The sequence below is a fragment of the Acidithiobacillus ferriphilus genome, from assembly GCF_018854775.1.
Lineage (GTDB): Bacteria > Pseudomonadota > Gammaproteobacteria > Acidithiobacillales > Acidithiobacillaceae > Acidithiobacillus > Acidithiobacillus ferriphilus.
In genome coordinates this window covers 1-19836 of record NZ_JAAZTY010000028.1, presented here as the reverse complement: position 1 = coordinate 19836, position 19836 = coordinate 1, and the positions used below count along the sequence as shown (strand labels likewise).

The 19836-nt window shown below is 56.0% G+C and carries 16 protein-coding genes; 15 read left to right on the top strand and 1 reads right to left on the bottom strand.

The features are described 5' to 3' along the window. Entirely contained in the window at nt 1–1377 is a 1377-nt protein-coding gene (locus HF921_RS02455; RefSeq protein ID WP_064218177.1) for an MFS transporter, read from the bottom strand. 208 nt (nt 1378–1585) lie between these two features. Here HF921_RS02455 and rfbA point away from each other — a divergent pair, with 208 nt between their 5' ends. The 15 genes from rfbA (at nt 1586) to HF921_RS02380 (ending at nt 19675) form a co-directional block, all read left to right on the top strand. Further along, nucleotides 1586–2470 carry a glucose-1-phosphate thymidylyltransferase RfbA gene (gene rfbA, locus HF921_RS02450; protein ID WP_215893241.1) on the top strand — a complete coding sequence of 295 codons (885 nt, stop codon included), beginning with the start codon at nt 1586–1588 and terminating at the stop codon, nt 2468–2470. Continuing rightward, nucleotides 2467–3015: a dTDP-4-dehydrorhamnose 3,5-epimerase gene (gene rfbC / locus HF921_RS02445; RefSeq protein ID WP_065413268.1), complete on the top strand. Its 549-nt coding sequence runs from the start codon at nt 2467–2469 to the stop codon at nt 3013–3015. Before rfbA ends, rfbC begins: the two co-directional genes overlap by 4 nt. 5 nt (nt 3016–3020) lie before the next feature. Next, the gene (rfbD, locus tag HF921_RS02440; protein WP_226834291.1) at nt 3021–3908 is read left to right on the top strand and encodes a dTDP-4-dehydrorhamnose reductase; all 888 of its coding nucleotides are present in this window, start codon (nt 3021–3023) and stop codon (nt 3906–3908) included. A gap of 19 nt (nt 3909–3927) precedes the next feature. Further along, nucleotides 3928–5070 carry a dTDP-glucose 4,6-dehydratase gene (gene rfbB, locus HF921_RS02435; RefSeq protein WP_215893239.1) on the top strand — a complete coding sequence of 381 codons (1143 nt, stop codon included), beginning with the start codon at nt 3928–3930 and terminating at the stop codon, nt 5068–5070. 187 nt (nt 5071–5257) lie between these two features. Beyond that, nucleotides 5258–5488: a hypothetical protein gene (locus HF921_RS02430; protein ID WP_035192016.1), complete on the top strand. Its 231-nt coding sequence runs from the start codon at nt 5258–5260 to the stop codon at nt 5486–5488. Next, on the top strand, nt 5475–5801 hold the full coding sequence (locus HF921_RS02425) for a type II toxin-antitoxin system PemK/MazF family toxin (protein WP_215861009.1): 327 nt from the start codon (nt 5475–5477) through the stop codon (nt 5799–5801). The genes HF921_RS02430 and HF921_RS02425 overlap by 14 nt, the downstream gene beginning before the upstream one ends. 121 nt (nt 5802–5922) lie before the next feature. Then, the gene (locus tag HF921_RS02420) at nt 5923–6732 is read left to right on the top strand and encodes an ABC transporter permease (RefSeq protein WP_215893249.1); all 810 of its coding nucleotides are present in this window, start codon (nt 5923–5925) and stop codon (nt 6730–6732) included. After that, nucleotides 6732–7481, top strand: a complete 750-nt coding sequence (locus tag HF921_RS02415; RefSeq protein ID WP_215849425.1) for an ABC transporter ATP-binding protein — start codon at nt 6732–6734, stop codon at nt 7479–7481. Before HF921_RS02420 ends, HF921_RS02415 begins: the two co-directional genes overlap by 1 nt. A 205-nt stretch (nt 7482–7686) precedes the next feature. After that, entirely contained in the window at nt 7687–11511 is a 3825-nt protein-coding gene (locus HF921_RS02410; protein WP_215893238.1) for a glycosyltransferase, read from the top strand. Next, entirely contained in the window at nt 11501–12931 is a 1431-nt protein-coding gene (locus HF921_RS02405) for a UbiA family prenyltransferase (protein ID WP_215849427.1), read from the top strand. The genes HF921_RS02410 and HF921_RS02405 overlap by 11 nt, the downstream gene beginning before the upstream one ends. Further along, complete coding sequence (locus tag HF921_RS02400; protein ID WP_215849428.1) at nt 12928–14232, top strand: FAD-binding oxidoreductase; 1305 nt, start codon at nt 12928–12930, stop codon at nt 14230–14232. Before HF921_RS02405 ends, HF921_RS02400 begins: the two co-directional genes overlap by 4 nt. A 2-nt stretch (nt 14233–14234) precedes the next feature. Then, entirely contained in the window at nt 14235–14972 is a 738-nt protein-coding gene (locus tag HF921_RS02395) for an SDR family oxidoreductase (protein WP_215849429.1), read from the top strand. 28 nt (nt 14973–15000) lie between these two features. Continuing rightward, entirely contained in the window at nt 15001–17430 is a 2430-nt protein-coding gene (locus HF921_RS02390) for a hypothetical protein (RefSeq protein WP_215893237.1), read from the top strand. Continuing rightward, nucleotides 17427–18380, top strand: coding sequence for an NAD-dependent epimerase/dehydratase family protein (locus tag HF921_RS02385; protein ID WP_215849431.1), 954 nt, complete (start codon nt 17427–17429; stop codon nt 18378–18380). The genes HF921_RS02390 and HF921_RS02385 overlap by 4 nt, the downstream gene beginning before the upstream one ends. A gap of 8 nt (nt 18381–18388) precedes the next feature. Beyond that, entirely contained in the window at nt 18389–19675 is a 1287-nt protein-coding gene (locus HF921_RS02380; RefSeq protein ID WP_215893236.1) for an NAD(P)/FAD-dependent oxidoreductase, read from the top strand. The last annotated feature ends 161 nt before the right edge of the window (nt 19676–19836 follow it).

The window sequence follows — 19836 nt, the reverse complement described above, 5'->3', positions numbered from 1 at the left end:
TCAGGGTGTTGCCACCCGATCATGCACGCGTTCCAGGTCTTCCAGGCTTTTCTGCCGCGATTCCACCCCATAGATCAGGGTGGCGAGCATCCCCAGCAGGGCTACGATGGCCATGACCACCAGGACTAAGGGTATTCCCCAGCTTTTTTCAAGAACAGGAAACAATACCGCCGAAATGAAGGCACCCAGGCGGGAAATCCCCGTCGCCAACCCGGCCGCGCTGGCCCGCAATTCCGTCGGAAAAATTTCTACGGCGAGCGCAAACACCGTTACCGACGGACCGATGCCGACGCCCAGGGAATAGACCGCGGCACCCGCGTAAATCCCGGCAATCCAGCCATTCCAGGAGCACAGCGCGAATAATCCCAGCCCGAGGGACATCAGGGCAAAGCCGGCGCTTTGCAGGGGAATCCGGCCCCAGCGGTCGAGGCGGGAGAGAATATAAACAATGCCCAGAGCGGAGATCAGCACAAAGCCGGCGTTGATGGCGGCGGCGGCCCCGTCACTGCCGGCCAACCCGTTGCTGCGCAACACCATGGGAAAATACAGACCAATGCCCAAACCCACCACATCCAGGCAAAACCAGGGGAAAATGCTGAGCACCAGTCGGCGCAGCCAGACTCTATGCAGCAGCACTCGCCACGGCTGGCGATGCCCCTGAAAAGCCGTCAACTGCGTGCCGAGTTCGGCGGACGTGTACTCCGGGTAAAGCCGGGCCAGGGCCGCACGGGCCGCGCTGGGATGCCCGTTACGCGCCAACCAGCGCGGCGATTCCGGGAGGCCGCGCCGCAACCACAGGAGAGCGAGTGCGGGGAAGGCCGCGCTACCCAGCATCCAGCGCCAGGATGCGGCGCCGGTAAACAGCAGGGCCCAGCCGACACCGGTGGACAGCAGAGCGCCAACATACCAGGCCAGGTTTACCCGGGCGAAACGATTTCCCCGGTTCGCGGGCTGGCTGTATTCCGCAACGATGGTGGCCACCAGCGGATAGTCGAGGCCGATCGCCAGGCCGGTCAGAAAGCGGCCCAGGAACAGTATGGAGACATCCGGGCTGAAGGCGCTGACCAGAGCGCCGATGACATAGAGGAATATGTTGGGGAAAAGCAGTTTGCGGCGACCGAAGCGGTCGGTGAAGACGCCGCCCGCCAAGCCCCCCAGCAAAGACCCGAGTAACGCCATGGCCATGAGCAGACCGGTTTCGGTCGCGTGCAAATGCCAGGCGCTGTGCAACGGGAGCAGAACCACGGCCATAATGCTGAGATCGTAACCGTCCAGCAGCATCCCCAGCATGGCGGCACCCAGCGCGTGGCCGCGCTGCCTGTCCGCCCCGGGCCGGTTGCGGACGTTTGCGGTGGACAGGCCTCCCTGTCTGTTCATGATGATCCCTTGCTATGTTGACCGGACAGAGGGGCTAGCTTATGCGTTGAGGTGCCACCGCTCAAGCCGGGACAACCCCGATTCTGCCGGGCTGGCATCACCAAGGTTGCCCCGGCGCGCCCGGCCACATACAATTGCCGCGACAGCAACAAGGTGATAGGCAACGTATCCCCGTCCATTGATAAATTCTCTCACTTGAGGCCGCGCAATGCATCGTAAAGGGATCATCCTCGCCGGCGGATCCGGCACCCGGCTCTATCCGCTGACCCAGACCGTCAGCAAGCAGCTCATGCCAGTCTATGACAAGCCCCTCATTTACTACCCTCTGGCGACCCTTATGCTGGCGGGTATCCGGGAGATGCTGGTCATCTCCACCCCCGACGATTTACCGCGTTTCCGCCAGTTGCTCGGAGACGGAAGCCAATGGGGCCTGTCTTTCCAGTATGCGGAGCAGGCACGTCCGGAAGGGCTGGCGCAAGCCCTGCTGATCGCCGAGGCGTTCCTGGCGGGGTGCCCCTCGGCGCTGGTGCTCGGCGACAATATTTTCTACGGCCACGAGATCAGCACAACGCTGCAGACTGCCAATACGCGCGATACCGGTGCCACCGTCTTTGCCTACCATGTCGCCAACCCGCGTGCCTATGGCGTCGTCGAGTTCGATGCCGACGGCCAGGCCATCGGTCTCGAAGAAAAACCGGAAACTCCGCGCTCCTCCTATGCGGTGACCGGCTTGTACTTCTACGACGGCGACGGCAGCAGGATGGCTCGGGAAATCCGCCCCTCGGCACGGGGCGAGCTGGAGATTACCGACCTCAACCGCCTCTACCTGCAGGAAAGGCGCCTGCAAGTAGAGGTGCTTGGCCGCGGCACGGCCTGGCTCGACACCGGCACGCATGCGGATCTGCTCAATGCCGGCCAGTTCATCCGCACCCTGGAAGAACGCCAGGGGCTCAAAGTCGCCTGCCCCGAAGAAATCGCTTACCGCATGGGCTACATCGATGGCGCAGCCCTCAGCCGTCTCGCCGTCCCCTTGCAAAAGAGCGGCTACGGCGATTATCTGTTGCGCGTTCTCAGCGAAGGACGCCAGCCATGAACATTGAAGCCCTCGCCATTCCGGAGGTTTTCCTCATCACCCCCAGAGTTTTCGGGGACGCCCGGGGGTTTTTCATGGAAAGCTGGAACCGGCGCGCCTTCGCTGATGCCGGACTGGATCTCGACTTCGTGCAGGACAACCACAGTCGCTCCCAGCAGGGCGTGCTGCGTGGGCTGCATTACCAGATTCGTCAGCCCCAGGGCAAGCTGGTGCGTGTCGTGAGCGGCGCGGTTTTTGACGTGGCCGTAGATCTGCGCCGATCCTCCCCATACTTCGGGCAATGGGTTGGCGCCACGCTCTCCGCCGAAAATCAACAGATGCTCTGGGTGCCTCCCGGTTTTGCCCACGGCTTTTATGTGCTCAGCGAGTCGGCCGACTTTCTCTACAAAACCACGGAGTTTTACGTTCCGGAAGCGGAACGTTGCGTGCTCTGGAATGACCCGGATATCGCCGTGGACTGGCCGTTGCTGGCCGGCAATCCACCCCTGCTGGCCGGTAAAGACGCCGCAGGACTGGCTTTGTCCGCGTGCGAGACCTTTCCATGACGCCCATGGCCGGAGAAGCTGACCGATATCGCGTGCTGCTGCTGGGCGCGCAAGGCCAGGTAGGCTGGGAGTTGCAACGCAGTCAGCCACCCTCAGTCATGCTGCGTGCCCTGGGACGCCAGGATCTGGATATTCGTGATGTCGGCAAGGTGCGTGCGGCGGTGGAAAGTTTCCGGCCCGACTGCCTCATCAACGCCGCCGCTTACACCGCCGTGGACCGTGCCGAATCTGAAGCCGATATGGCCTATGCCATCAATCGCGATGGCGCCGCCCACTGTGCCCTGGCCGCCCAAGCCTGCGGCGCCCGCCTGATCCATCTTTCCACCGACTTCGTCTTTGATGGCGCGCAATCCACGCCCTACCAACCCGGCGCACCGGCAGCTCCTCTCGGCGTCTATGGAGCCAGCAAGGCCGCCGGTGAACAGCAGGTACGGGAAATCCTCGGTGACGCCGCCCTCATCCTGCGCACCGCCTGGGTCTATAGCGCCCACGGTAGCAACTTCGTCAAAACCGTGCTGCGTCTTCTGGCCGAGCGCGACGTGCTACGGGTCGTGGGCGACCAGATCGGCACCCCGACCTGGGCCGCGGGCATCGCCGGTGCGCTCTGGCGCGCGCTGGATCACCCGGATTTTACGGGCATTCAGCACTGGACCGACGCGGGCGTGGCTTCCTGGTATGATTTCTCCGTAGCGATTCAGGAAGAGGCCGTGGCTGCGGGACGTCTGCAGCGCAGCATCCCCATAGAGATGATTCCAACGAGCGGGTATCCCACCCCCGCCCGCCGCCCGGCCTATACCGTGCTCGACAAGTCCACCAGTTACGCCACGCTGGGACCTGCGCCCCACTGGCGGGCGGCACTGCGGCAGATGCTGGCCGAACCCAAAGAAGCCTGATTCCAATAAGGAGCACCCGATGTCCGTCACCGTTGATCCTATTATAGACAAACGCCTGCTGGTCACCGGTGCTGCCGGCTTCATCGGCGCCAACTTCTGCCACCACTGGCTGCGCAAGCATCCGCGCACTACGCTGGTGGCGTTGGATGCCCTCACCTATGCGGGCAATCGCCATAATCTGGAAGGGTTGGAGCAGCACGCAGGGTTCCGCTTTGTGCAGGGCGACATTAACGACGCCCCGCTGGTCGAGCGGCTGATGACCGACCATCACCTCAACGTCGTCGTCCACTTCGCCGCCGAAAGCCATGTGGATCGCTCCATCCACGACCCCGACGCCTTCATCCAGACCAACATCATCGGCACCCATAACCTGCTGCGGGTGGCCAAAAGCCTCTGGCTGGATGGTCCGCAAGGCCGTATTCCCCACCGTTTTCATCATATCTCCACGGATGAAGTCTACGGCACCCTCGGTCCTCAGGACCCGCCTTTCCGCGAAGCGACGCCCTATGCACCCAACTCCCCCTACGCCGCCAGCAAGGCGGGAGCGGACCATCTGGTGCGCGCCTATCAACATACCTACGGGCTCAGCACCACCACCAGCAACTGCTCCAACAACTACGGACCGTATCACTTTCCCGAAAAGCTGATTCCCCTCATCATCGTCAACATCCTGCATAACAAGCCCCTGCCACTCTACGGCGATGGTCGCCAGATTCGCGACTGGCTTTATGTGGAAGACCATTGCCGAGGCATCGCCGCGATTCTGGAGCAGGGTCGGGAAGGGGAGAGCTACAACATCGGCGGCTGCAACGAATGGGCCAATATCGACATCGTCCTGCTGATCGGTCAGATCATGGACGAACTCTTCGCGAGCGATCCCCGGTGGTTGCAGGCCTATCCGCATTCAGCGGCGGCGCAGGGCCGCAAAAGTGCCGACCTGATCCAGCATGTGCGCGACCGGCCCGGTCATGACCGTCGCTACGCCATCGACGCCGCTAAAATCACCCGCGAATTGGGGTTTCAACCGGCCGTGGATTTCCCCACCGGCATCCGCCAGACCATCCTCTGGTACCTGGAGCACCCGGAATGGTGGCGCGCCGTCATGGACGGAAGTTACTGCCAATGGCTGGAACGACAGTACGAGGGCGGGGCATTGGCGTGATGACTATGCCCGCGATTCCTGAAAGGAACGGGTATCTGCGGCGCCTGCCTAGTCTGGGGTGGCCCCTGGATGCGCTGCTGGGCGGAAAACCGTGCCAGCGGGCCGTGCGGAAACCCAAGAGTGAGGTGAGGTTAAGCGACAAGGCGTGCTATAATGGTATTAAGTATTACGTATAAAAGAGGACGCCATGCACAAGAAAATGACCATTTCACTGGATGAAGCCGTGTACGACGGGCTTTACCGGACTGTCGGCAGGCGGCACATGAGCCAGTTCATCGAGGACCTGCTCCGGCCCCATGTCCTGGATACCGCCCTGGACGAGGGATATAAGGCGATGGCGGCGGATCAAGAGCGCGAGGCCGATGCGCTGGTGTGGTGCAACGCCCTGGTGGTGGATATGGCCGATGAAGCGCGGTGAAGTCTGGTGGGTGGAGTTTGATCCGTCCGTAGGGAGCGAGATACGCAAGACCCGGCCCGCCGTCATCGTCAGCAATGACGCGGCCAACCGGAATCTGGCACGGGTGGTCGTGGTGCCACTTACCAGTAATACGGGCCGCCAATATCCGGGGGAAGCGTTGGTCACGCTGGCCGGCAAACCGGGCAAGGCGATGGCGGATCAGGTCATGGCGGCAGACAAGAGCCGACTGAAAAATCCGATGGGGAGCTTGAGCAAGGCGGATATGACCGGCGTGGAGACCGCCATTCTGATCCACCTGGGAATGCCCAGGTGAACGGGGTTTTATCGGACACTGTCGTCATTCTCGGGAACACTAAAATGGTCAATGGCTGCTGGAGGACACCGCCGGTAATAGGCATTGACCCGCCCCGCCGCAGCAAGCACAATCTTTGACCATGCAGACCAACACCATCGCTCCGTCCAGCGCCCCCGCCGCCGGCTTTGCCCGTTACTGGCAATACCGCGATTTGGTGCGCAATCTGGTCATCAAAGACCTCAAGGTACGCTATCAGGGTGCAACACTGGGCTTTTTGTGGTCGCTGGGCAACCCCCTCGCGCTCATCCTGCTCTATGATTTTGTGTTCACGCACATTTTTCGCAGCGACCTGCCCAACTATATCCTCTACCTCGTCATCGGCGTCCTGCATTACAACCTCTTCTCACAGGCCGTGAGCCAGAGTTGCGAGAGCCTCACCAGCGCTTCGGGTCTGATTCAGAAGATTTACTTCCCGCGCATTCTGGTGCCGACCGCCAGCCTGTTGTTTACGCTGGCGCTGTGGCTCATCGCCATCCTGATCCTGGTGGTGCTCTATCCGTTTCTGGGCGGCGTCTATCACTGGGGGCTGCTGCTCTACCCGCTGGCGCTCGGGCTGTATATCGCGTTCATCTGGGGCATCGTGCTGACCTTCTCGGTGCTGCAGGTCGAACTGCGCGACCTCAAGCACCTGGTAGAAATCGCGCTGATGTTCGGCTTCTGGCTCACCCCCATCGGCTATGACATCCACGTCCTCAAGCCTACTACCCGCGAAATCATCGCCCTCAACCCCCTCACCCAGTTCATGGACCTCTTCCACGCCCTGCTCTACGCCGGCACCCTGCCCGCGCTGAGTCACGTCCTTATCGCCACCGCCTGGACCGGCGGCACGCTCACCGTCGGCACGATCCTCTTCCGCCGCAAGGCCCGTCATCTGGTCGAAGACCTCTGATGCTCCCCGCCGTCCTCGTCGAGCACGTTCGCAAGGAGTTTATCCTCCGCCACAACCGCGCCATGGGCCTGAAGACGCGCTTCCTCGCCCTTTTTCACCAGAGCAAGCGCGAGCGCCGCGAGCATTTCCTCGCCCTGGACGATATCAACCTGCGCGTGGAGCCGGGCGAAGCCCTGGGCCTGCTCGGCCACAATGGTTCCGGCAAAAGCACCCTGCTGCAGATCATCGCCGGCATCCTGGAGCCCAGCCAGGGTCGGGTCATCACCCGTGGCCGCGTCGCCCCACTCATTCAGCTTGGCGTCGGCTTCCACCCCGAACTCAGCGGCTATGAAAACATCTTTCTCAACGCCAGCCTCTACGGTTTTCGCAACCGCGATACCCAGAAGCGCGTCAAGGACATCATCGAATTCTCGGAGCTGGCCCACTTCATCGACACTCCCCTCAAGAATTACTCCTCCGGCATGCAGATGCGCCTGGGCTTCGCCGTGGCGGTGCACCTGCAGCCCGACATCCTCCTCGCCGACGAGATCCTCGCCGTGGGCGACCAGCCCTTCCAGGAAAAATGTCACGCCAGGATCGCCGAACTTCGTGCCCAGGGCATGACCCTCATCCTCGTTTCCCACAGTGCGGAGCAGGTCAGCAAATTTTGCGACCAGTATGTGCGTCTGGATCAGGGGCGGGTGGTGGAGGAGGGGCGGATTGATAAAAGTGTGGTTGCTTCGATCTCGGCCATTTCCGCAACCATGTAACTGTGTGGCAAAAACTACAAATTCGGCGGCATTGCCTATCCTGGTGCCCTTCAAGACCGCACGCCCCGGGCTACTTGGGCCATAGAAATTCAGCACCAATGAGTCACTGAATACCGACAAGGAACTAAACTGTAGTGAAAAAAATATTTTTTCAGGTCTCGAATAGCTGCCATAATACTATCTGGGCGGCGCGGAATCACTCAATATGAGTACCGGAAAAGAGGCACAGCAACACCTATATTCCCGTCTTCCACTTAATCTGAGTGCTGAGGACAGCCTGGCCAAGATCGCCCGGCGCATTCCGCGCGGCAGCACGGTGCTGGACGTGGGTTGCGCAGTGGGTGTGCTGGGTCAGTATCTCACCGAACAACAAGGCTGTAGCGTCGACGGGATTGAGGGGAATGCTGAGGCCGCCAAGATCGCGCAGCCCTTTTACCGCCGGATCATGGTCACCGACCTGGAATCTGCAGACCTTCGGTACCTATTGGAAGGGGTACGTTATGACCGGATTGTCTGTGCGGACGTGCTTGAACACCTGCGGGACCCGGGCCAGGTGCTCCAGCGGCTAAAGGATCATCTGACACCTGACGGCAAAATCCTCATTTCCATACCCAACATCGGGCATATCGGCGTCTTCCTGGAATTGCTGTCCGGCGACTTTCGCTATCGTGAAGAAGGACTGCTCGACAAGACCCATTTGCGCTTCTTCACCCGGAAAAGCTTCCTGCGGCTATTGGCCGACCACGGTTTCACCGGGCAGATAGTGGACCGAACCGTGTTGGACCTCCAACACACCGAGTTTTCCAGCCGGCAAGCACAAGGGATTGGTGGCGCTCTACTCCGCGAAATCCAGGGCATAACGGACAATCTCACCTACCAATTCATCGTTGAGGCCATCCCTACAGGTGCACAGGCCCCTTTGATCTTAGCTGACGACGCGATTGCAGAGACAGCATCCCCCATAGGCCCCCGCTTCTACGTTTCGGCTTATTGGCGCACGGAGGATGAAGATTTTGATGTGTCTCGGAGTCTATCCTTTCCTCGCCCATTTGGGGTAGAGCGGAGCCTTGTGCGTTTCGACCTACCGACCTTATCCGACAAGCATATTTTACGTCTCGACCCATCGGATCAACCCGGATTCCTCCGACTGTACAGCCTCAGCCTCTTCCAGGGAGATGAAAGGCTCTGGCATTGGGATGGCGGTATCGACAGTTTCATTTCCGGGGCGCACCACGATCTGCTGGCTTCGCCGGTTCAACTGGGTGACCTGGGTATCAGCCTTCTGGCAACAACCGAAGATCCGTGGGTAGTGTTGCCTATTCCAAGCACATCCATCTCCGGTGCAGACAGGCTGGAGGTCGAGTTGTCCTGGCCCATGTCGCCTGACTATGTGTTCGCTCTTGAACGAGTGGCGCGCAGCTTCAAGGACGAACAGCTTTTGCAGCAATATCACCAGCGCGCTAAAGCATTGGAGGACGCCAACCTGAAGAGCCAAATGACACTCGCTAAAACAGAGTCGCAGCTAAAGCAGGTAACCGATCTCGCTGATTCTACGCAGATCCAGGCGCGCAAGTTACAAGCGCAATCACACGCGCTTCAGCAGGAAAATACTGCGCTAACCAACGAATTGGCAATGATCACCCGCTCACGTTCCTGGCGCATCACCAAGCCACTGCGCGCAATCAAAAAGCCGTTTCTTATGCTTCGCTATCTGTTCACATCAGGTGCGCACGGAAAAGAGCGGCGCTACGCCTTAGCGCGGTCCCTGTATCATAAACTCTCCATACCCGCTGGATCTAAACGGCGGCTGCGCGTCATCGGCAAACGGCTGCTTTCACCCCACGCTGAACAAGATTACCAGACCTGGATACGTCGCTACGATACGCTCAGCGACACGGACCGAAAGGCTATCCATCTGCAGATCACCACTTGGGAGAATCCTCCAAAGATCTCCGTCATTCTGCCGGTCTACAATGCACCCGAGAAATTCCTGAGACTGGCCATCGAGTCGGTCAGGGAGCAAATATATCCCCATTGGGAGTTGTGTATCGCCGACGATGCCTCTTCGCAGCCCGATGTACGCAGGGTGCTTGAAGCGTATGCCGAAGAAGACGAACGGATCAAGGTGACATATCGCTCTGAAAATGGCCATATATCGGCGACCTCCAACGATGCACTCGCCTTGGCCACCGGCGACTACATCGCACTCCTTGATCATGACGATGCGCTGGCCGAACATGCCCTATATTGGGTAGCGGCGGAGATTATTCGTCATCCTGATGCGAAACTGATTTACAGCGATGAGGACAAGATCGATGAAAAAGGCCGCCGCTGCGATCCTTACTTCAAACCTGACTGGAACCCCGAACTCCTTTTGGGTCAGAACTATATTAGCCACTTGGGAGTTTATAAACGGGAGCAAGTGCTGAATATTGGTGGATTCCGACCAGGATTCGAAGGCAGTCAGGACTGGGATTTAGTCCTTCGCTTCACAGATGACCTGGCCCCTGCGCAGATTCGCCATATCCCAGCCATCTTGTATCACTGGCGGATACTCAGCGGGTCTACGGCGAGTGATCTAGGGGCCAAACCCTATGTGGTCGACGCGGCGAAAAAGGCCATTACCGAAACTTTGGAGCGGCGGGATGAAGATGCCATTTTAGATAGCGCTTGCAATGGTGCATTCCACTTGCCTCGTTTTACAGTCAACGAAAATCCTTTGGTCAGCATCATCATACCTACCCGCAATGGACTGTCCGACCTCAGACAATGTCTCGATAGCTTGAATCGGACGGATTACCCCAATACCGAGATACTGGTCATTGACAATCAAAGTGATGATCCCGGCACGTTGGTATATCTCACAGAGCTTCAGCGACGCACCAATCTACGAGTACTGTCCTATCCGCATCCTTTTGATTATGCCGCTATGCACAATTGGGCGGTTCCCCAGGCCCGTGGCGAATACGTCTGCCTCCTGAACAATGACACGGAGGTGATTGCTGATCGGTGGTTGACGGAAATGCTCGGTCAGGGACAGCGTCGTAATATCGGCGTAGTTGGCGCCAAGCTGCTTTATCCAGATGGGACAATCCAGCACGGGGGTGTCTTATTGGGCATAGGGGGCATAGCTGGTCATGCGCACAAATCGCAACACAGCGAAAGTCGGGGACATTTTAGTCGAACGGCTCTGGTACAAAACTTCAGTGCTGTAACTGCGGCCTGCCTGTTGATGAAAAAGGATCACTGGAATCGAGTGGGGGGCATGGCGCAGGAACTTACTGTGGCCTTCAATGACGTGGATCTGTGCTTACGTTTGCGGGAAGCGGGCTTACGGAATGTCTGGCTTCCGCAGGCATTACTCTACCATCACGAATCCAAATCACGCGGCACTGATATACATCCTGACAAACTACGCCGATTTGCGCTAGAGCACGCCTATATGCAATGGCGTTGGGGGTTTGTGCTCCGCAACGACCCCGCCTACAACCCGAATCTCACACTGGGACGGGAAGACTTTTCCTTGGCATGGCCGCCCAGAGTGCGGCACCCTTGGCGTTCCGAATGCATATCCGTAGAGATCCCTTACGGTCTTCCACAGGCGAATTCTGAGCCACTGACATTGCCTCCTGGTGGCGAGATTTCTGGGAGCTTTGCGGTACCTGTTGGCACTCGTGGTGCTCTGAAGGGTATATCTTTGCTGATTGGCAACTACTCCGGCTCATCAAATGGCACGTTGATTTTGCGGTTGCAGGACGCGGATCATCAAACGGCTCATGCGCATAGCACCCTGAGTAGCTCTCTGGATAACGCCATGCTCCCACTGACCTTCAGTCATGGCGAAATCCTTCTGCACGGTCAAGAACGTCTATTCTTCCGGCTGCGCCTGGAAGGCGCGACCCATCCCGTGGCAATCTGGTCCTATCTGCTCGACGAGCGCTGGGGTCATCAGATATTGGGACATGAGGACCAGGCGCTACGCATTGTACTGCAGGTGATGGAGGACGGCATGGAAGCTCATGAGCGATAAAAAAACGCCGCTCTGTGTTGACTTGGATGGCACCCTGATCCGCTCGGATGTATTGGTGGAATCTCTTCTGTTGCTAATGAAACAACGACCCTGGACCACTTTTTTGATCCCCTTCTGGCTATTACAGGGACGATCGGTACTCAAGCAAAAAGTTGCCGAGCGGGTTGACCTGGACGTTGAAAAGCTTCCTTATCAAGCTGGCTTTGTGGACTTCCTAAATAAAGAGCATGCAGCTGGCCGTTCCATCGTCCTCGCCACAGCTTCCCATCGTAAATTCGCAGATGGCGTGGCACGGTATTTGGGTGTGTTCACTCGTGTTCATGCCACCGAGGCGGGTAACAACCTCTCCGGCCGCGCCAAAAGAGACCTTCTCGTCCAACACTATGGGGCGAAAGGTTTTGATTACGCAGGTAACAGCCGAGCGGATTTTCCGGTATGGGGCATGGCCCGGAAAGCCATCGTTGTAAACCCGGCAAAGGGCGTCCTGCGCGGCGCGGCGAATCAGTGCCCAGTTTCACACACTTTCGAAAATCAGCATCCGACCTTATCCACCTACGCTAAGGCGTTGCGCGTCCATCAGTGGCTGAAAAATATCCTGGTCTTCATTCCCATGCTGCTGGCCCACCAAATCAGTCATGTCAGTTTATGGGCGAATGGATTATTGGCGTTCATCAGTTTTTCCCTTTGTGCCTCCAGCGTTTATTTGCTCAATGACCTCCTTGACCTGTCGGCGGATCGGCTACATCCACGAAAGCGGCTTCGACCTTTTGCGTCAGGAGATCTATCCATGGTCCAGGGGATGGTCCTTATCCCCTTGTTGCTGCTCTGCGCCCTTGCCATCGCCGCCTTATGGCTGCCCACCGATTTTGTCATCGTGCTGGTGGGTTATTATCTTCTCACCGTCAGCTATTCCTTCTGGCTCAAGGCGATCGTGCTGCTCGATGCCCTGCTGCTGGCCGGTCTCTATACTATTCGTATCATCGGAGGCATGGCGGCAACGCAAATAGGGCCATCTTTCTGGCTTCTAACGTTTTCCATCTTCCTGTTCTTTAGCTTGGCGCTGGTCAAACGTTACTCGGAACTGCTGGTCCTGAAGCAACGTGGCCAGTTGACCACTCATGGCCGTGGTTATCATGTGGAAGATCTCGTGATGCTGATGGGCTTTGGGGTGGCCAGCGGCTTTATGGCCGTGTTGGTGTCCGCCTTTTACATAGACAGCGACAAGGTCCGTACCTTATACCACCATCCCGCATTTTTGTGGTTGGTACCGCCAATCTTGCTCTACTGGATCAGCCGCATCTGGCTCATCACCCATCGCGGGGGAATGCACGATGACCCCGTGGTCTTTGCCGCCAAAGACAAGGGTAGTTGGGTGACGGCGGCAATTGTTGGCGGGCTCATTTGGCTCGCCGCCATATGAAGGGCTATGCCTCCTGGGGCCGTTATCCCAAGGCAATTCCTGCAATGGTGTATGGTCCTCACTGGGCTGATGAGCTGTTCCCCAAAGATGCGCACTTTCTGCTTCCTTACGGTAACGGACGCAGTTACGGAGATAGTTGCTTGAATGATAGTGGAGCCCTGCTGGATATGCGCGGCCTCGACCGATTTCTCTCCTTCGATCATTCTACAGGAATACTGCGCTGTGAAGCGGGAGTCCTCCTGGCGGATATTTTGGCATTGGTCGTGCCTATGGGCTGGTTCCTGCCCGTCACGCCAGGTACCCGCTTCGTGACGGTAGGTGGAGCCATCGCCAATGACGTTCACGGGAAGAATCATCATCGCACGGGCACCTTCGGGCAGCATGTACAGCGATTGGCTTTGCGTAGATCTGATCAGGGAGTTGTCCTATGCTCGGTCACCGAAAATGCTGACCTCTTCCATGCCACCATCGCGGGGTTGGGCTTAACTGGTGCCATCCTTTGGGCGGAAATCCAGCTACGTCCCATTGCCAACGCTGCCATGGATACAGAAACCATCCGTTTCTCCAATCTGGATGCCTTCTTTGATCTGTCGGGCGAATCAGACCGGGACTATGAATATACGGTTGCCTGGATCGATTGTCTGGCTCAGGGAAAGTTCCTGGGAAGAGGTCTATTTATGCGAGGGAACCATGCCACTCCCCAAGAGAAGTTGCCAGCCCCGCCGGGCAAGACACGCGGGTTCCCGGTAGACATGCCGTTTCCCTTGGTCAACGTCTGGTCCTTGCGGGCCTTCAACAGCCTGTACTACCGTAAACAGTTTGCCAAAATGCGCCGTACCATTACCCACTATGAGCCATTCTTCTATCCCTTAGATGGTGTACTACACTGGAATCGACTCTATGGCCGTCGCGGTTTCCTCCAGTACCAGTGTGTAGTGCCTCCAGAATCTGCCAAAGAATCTATCCGAGCCCTTTTGGAAATAATCGCTACCGCCCGTAGCGGGTCATTTCTAGCCGTACTCAAGGTCTTCGGCAACCGATTCTCGCCGGGCCTGCTTTCTTTCCCACGCCCAGGCGCGACACTTGCCTTGGATTTTCCCAACCAAGGACAACACACCTTGGACTTATTGGATCAATTGGATACTATCGTCGCGTCGGCGGGCGGCGCAGTATACCCGGCTAAGGATGCCCGGATGTCCGGGGAGCATTTTCGGCAATACTTTCCCCGCTGGGAGGAGTTCCAGCGCTACATCGACCCACGATTCTCGTCATCCTTCTGGCGACGCGTTACAAGGACATAAACATGCGCCATATACTGATCGTTGGAGCGACGTCCGCCATCGCCGAAGCCACGGCTCGGCGGTTTGCTCAAGAGGGCGACCGGCTCTATCTCGTCGCAAGGAATCCTGAGCGTCTGGCTGCAGTGGCCAGCGATCTCGAGACCCGTGGCGCCACCCAGGTGGAGACTATGGTGCTGGACGCCAACGACACGACCAAGCACTCGGAACTGATCACTCAGGCCGAAACCACGATGGGAGGACTAGACACCATCCTTGTCGCACACGGCACGCTCTCCGACCAAAAGGCTTGCGAGTCATCTTTCGATGAAACGCTGAAGGAGTTGCAAACGAACTGTCTCAGTCTCATCTCGCTGCTGACCCATGTGGCCAATCGTTTTGAAGAACAGAAACATGGCACCATTGTCGTCATATCTTCCGTTGCCGGGGATCGTGGTCGGCAGAGTAATTATGTCTACGGCACTGCCAAAGCCGCCGTCTCGACTTTTCTGCAAGGTCTCAGAAATCGCCTCTATCGCTCTGGGGTGACAGTCATCACCATTAAGCCTGGTTTCGTGGATACGCCTATGACGGCAAGTTTTCGCAAGGGTAAGTTGTGGGTGTCGCCTGAGAAAATCAGCGAAGGTATCTCCCGAGCCATTCAAAGGAAAAGTGATGTTGTCTATCTTCCGTGGTTCTGGAAATTCATCATGGTAGTTATCCGACTTATACCAGAGAACTTTTTCAAAAAAATGAAACTATAACGACACACAAAAATTATAGGAAAATATCATGTGGCAACCCAACCAGTTTAAAGATTATATGCCGCGCCAGACAACGCTAGCAAAAACGCTATTCTATTATGGCATATTTGCTATCTTGCTAGCCTTCACGATGCCTTGGCTTATGGAATCATTTTCCCCTACAGGGGACACCTTAGACGTGTCCTGGGCATGGATGTTAGGCTATGGCTTACAGCACCATCTGCAATGGGGTCAATCTATTCTCTTCACCTACGGCCCACTCGGCTTTCTAGCAAATCCATACTTCTACTCAGATCATATGCTGTGGGGTATGGCTGCCCTAGCTAGGATGGCAAGTTGGATCATCTTCGGTTTGGGCTTTGTCCTGATTCTTTCACGCTTGCGACCTGAGTCAAAAATATTTCCTAGATTTGCATTGCCTGTAGTAATTGCATGGCTGGTCGGCGCTTCTTTGGTAGATCTCGCGACCCAGTCTGCTTTTATCGGCATACTCCTGTTGGTACTTGCTCTTGGCGATAAAGATAAAAAAGTAGTCATCATTTCCTTGCTAACTGTTGGCATTCTCCTAGCGCTTGGATCTCTAATTAAATCTACATCGCTCATTATTGCCATTTTTATATTATTTAGCTATCCGATTCTCTGGTGGTATGCTCAACCACAGAAGCGAAGATCCGTTCTTTCACTGCTTCCATTACTCAGTTTTATAATCTCGTTTTGCGCACTGTGGGCGCTCGCTGGGCAGGACATCACCCACCTTCTGGCATATGTTCAAGGAACATGGGCTATCGCTAGTGGATACACACCTGCCATGTCCATTCATGGCAAAGGGCTCCAAACTGTAGTCGCATTAATCATTCTGCTATTGTTCATCATTGCCACATTAATACTTCTTATTAAAAAGGAGCATACTCGTCTGTCTCAGAGTTTAATTCTCGGTGTCATGGTATTTTGGGCATGGAAGGAAGGATTTACTCGTTATGACCCGGGATTCGGTGGGGGGCATGCCATGGCGTTTTTTGGAACCGTGCTGCTTGTAGCTGCCGTAGGCTTGGTACTTTTCTCCGAGGAGCCTCTAAGAAGTACCGCTATCAATGTCGCAGGTATATATCTTTTAGCTCTAACGTTCGCACTGTCCGGCGCATCCATGTTTTCCGTTAATGAGATAGATAATTATAAGAATTTCGTATCCTTGATTTCCTCAAAAGCGCATAGAGAGGTGCAACAGTATGAGGAAACAAGCGCAATAGCGAGTCAGTTTCACCTCAATTCAGCATTGCTGCGTGCCGTTAATAATCATTCAGTGAGCATTATACCCTGGAATCTCATGATGGCCCAGGGCTACCGTATGGATCTTGTTGCAAGCCCTGTCTTCCAAGCGTATTCGGTGTATACACCATATCTCGATCATCTGAATGCACAGCAGGTTTGGAAAGGGAAAAGTGCAAATAAGATTTTATACACCTTTGCAAGTATTGATGGTAGGTACCCGATATTTGATGAACCGGCAACATTCAGAGCGATTCTGACATGCTATAAAACACAGTATCCCAGCAACCCCTACACTGTTCTTAGCCGTAATCAGTGCGTGAAACCAAAATTGACCAAGGTTGATGGGCTAAAAATTGGGTTATTTAATAAATGGGTGCCGATGCCAGCACACTCGAGCTATGTTGATCTGGGGGTGCGGACTACTATAGCAGGGCACATAATGAATATTTTATACAAGCCGAATCAGGTCCATATACTATTCAGACTTGCGGATGGGTCAATAAAAGGACCATATAGATTTATTTATCCGCTAGGCGGCGATCATCTATTCGTGAAATATTTTATCGGCTCACAGAATGAGGCTGGCCGATTATTTTCCGGAAACGCATCCGGATTGCAGAGAATCGTTGCTTTCAAACTGGTAACAGCATCGAAAACCATCGATTACGCCAAGCACATCTCAATTCGGTTTTTTTCAGTGATGCCGCCGCACCAATTTAAAATCTTATGGGGCGAGATCAAAACGACCGTTCAATCTATTGGTAATACACCTTTGCCGCTTGAAAACGATCAAAAGGCTACGGTTGAGTTCTCTGTACCGAAGCAGCAGTTAGATGTTTTGGCACAAGTATCTTCAGTGAGCGTGTACCAAGGAAACTACGGTAATTCAGCAACCGGAAAGCTCGAAGTGAAAGTTTGCGACAAATCAACGTGTGTGCAGGGGGGGAGGCCGCTTTCGGAATCCCACGATAATTCTTTTTTCACAATCCCGCTCAAATCGCCGTTCAAGGTAGAGCCCGACGAAATGGTGAAGTTGACCATTCGCCACCTTGATGGAGACAAGCCAGACGCGCTCTGGGTCTGGCCGGAAAAAGTTGGATATCCGCAGGAATTGATTGGACCGCAGGGACCTCTCCCCGGTAAGGCCATACGTATTGCCCTGAAATATCATGTACAGGACCAAAAATGAATCAAACTGATAGCAAGGAATGCAAACTCGTTCTCCCCGGTGGTGCTGGACTGGTTGGGCAGAATCTCATCCCCCGACTCAAGGCCAAGGGGTACACCAACATTGTGGTGCTCGACAAGCACAGGCACAATCTAGGCGTTTTGCAGCAGATGCACCCCGACATCACGGCGGAGTGGGCTGATCTCGCTGCGCCTGGACCTTGGTCCAAGCACTTTGAAGGGGCGGATACCGTGGTTATGCTCCAGGCGCAGATCGGGGCCAAAGAACGGGACTCCTACGTTCGCAACACCGTGACCTCCACCCGGCATGTGCTAGATGTGATAAAAAAGTACCAAGTGCCCTACATCGTCCACATCAGCTCTTCCGTCCTGGAATCCAAGGCAGATGACTATTATACCCAGACCAAGAAAGAGCAAGAGGATATGGTCGTGGCGAGCGGCGTGGACAATATCGTGTTGAGGCCGACGCTCATGTTTGGCTGGTTTGACCGCAAGCACCTAGGCTGGCTCTCCCGCTTCATGCGGCGAGTACCCATATTCCCTATCCCCGGTGATGGAAAGTATCTGCGGCAGCCGTTGTATGTGGGGGACTTCTGCGACATCATCGTGAGTTGCGTCGAGCAACGCCGGATCGGTGGCGTTTATCATATTACGGGCATGGAAGAGATTAACTATATCGATATCATCCGTACTATCCGCAAAGCCGTTGGGGCGAGGACTATGATCGTACACATTCCTTACTGGCTCTTTGCCGGCCTCCTGCGCACCTGGGCTGTCTTCGACAGCGACCCGCCGTTCACCACGTCCCAGCTCAAAGCTCTGGTGACCCCAGATGTGTTCGAGGTGATCGACTGGCCCGGCATCTTTGGGGTGAAGGCCACGCCGTTTGCAGCCGCTATCCAGGAAACCTTCCTCGACCCCACCTACAGCAAAATTGAGCTGGAGTTTTAGGCCATCCCATGGAAAAACCCAAAAACGTAGCGGTGATTGGTGCAGGCCCCATGGGGCTGGCCGTAGCTTATCAGGCCGCTAGGGATGGCCATCAGGTTACGGTCTTTGAAGCAGATGACCGTATCGGCGGGATGACCGCCGCCTTCGACTTTGATGGCCTGTCCATCGAGCGCTTCTATCATTTTATCTGCACATCGGACCATTCCTTGTTTGAACTCCTGGATGAACTGGGGATTCAGGATCGCTTGCGCTGGAAGGAAACCCGTATGGGTTACTACTATCGCGGTGTCGTGCATCCTTGGGGAAACCCCATCGCCTTACTCCAATTCCCTGGTCTTGGCGTAATTGGCAAGATTCGCTATGGGGGGCATGCTTTCTTGTCCACCAAACGCAAGGACTGGCGCCCACTGGATAAACTGGAGGCCACCCAATGGATCCGCAAATGGGTCGGTACGGAGGCATTTGATGTCCTCTGGCGCAGGTTGTTCGATCTCAAGTTCTATGATTACGCCAACACCCTATCCGCAGCCTGGATCTGGACGCGAATCAAGCGTGTCGGTACCTCCCGCTACAGCATGATGCGCGAGAAGCTTGGCTACCTGGATGGCGGTTCGGAAACCCTGTTGAGCGCCCTGCGTGTGGCCATCGAGCAGGCGGGGGGCAACATTCGACTGAACACCCCGGTCGAACGTGTCTTGCACGAGAACGGAAAGGTCACCGGGGTGCAGGTGGCGGGACGACCGGTATACTTCGACGCCGTCGTGAGCACCGTACCTGTGCCCTTCGTACCTAGGCTGATCCCCGACCTCCCAGAGTCCTTGCTCAATCAGTACCGGGCGCTCAAGAATATCGCCGTCGTCTGCGTGATCGTCAAAACCGCCAAGCCCATCACCCCGAACTTCTGGCTCAACGTTAATGATCCGCAAATGGATATTCCTGGTCTGGTGGAATTTACAAACTTGTGTGGACTGCCAGAGCACGTCACCTATGTGCCCTTCTATATGCCGGGAGAGCATTCGAAGTACCAGGATTCTGATGAAACCTTCATGGACAAGGTGCGCCACTATCTCCAAACCATCCATCCGGATCTGAAGGATGGGGACATCCTGGCCATGCACGCCAACCGTTATCGCTACGCCCAACCCATCTGCGGTCCGGGTTATCTGGATACCCTGCCGGCTATCCAGCTCCCCATAGGAGGGTTGTATGTGGCGGATACTTCCTACTACTATCCCGAGGATCGTGGCGTATCTGAAAGTGTCCAGATGGGCCGCCATATCGCCCGGATGCTATAGGTACAGAGATATGCGTATTTTCTTTTCCCGCCAATTCATCGTGTTCATTCTGACGGGTGGATTTGCCGCAGCCGTGAATTTTTCTAGCCGTTTTTTTTATAATACCTTTGTGGATTTCCCTATGGCGGTCACCTTCGCGTATCTCACCGGCATGGTTACGG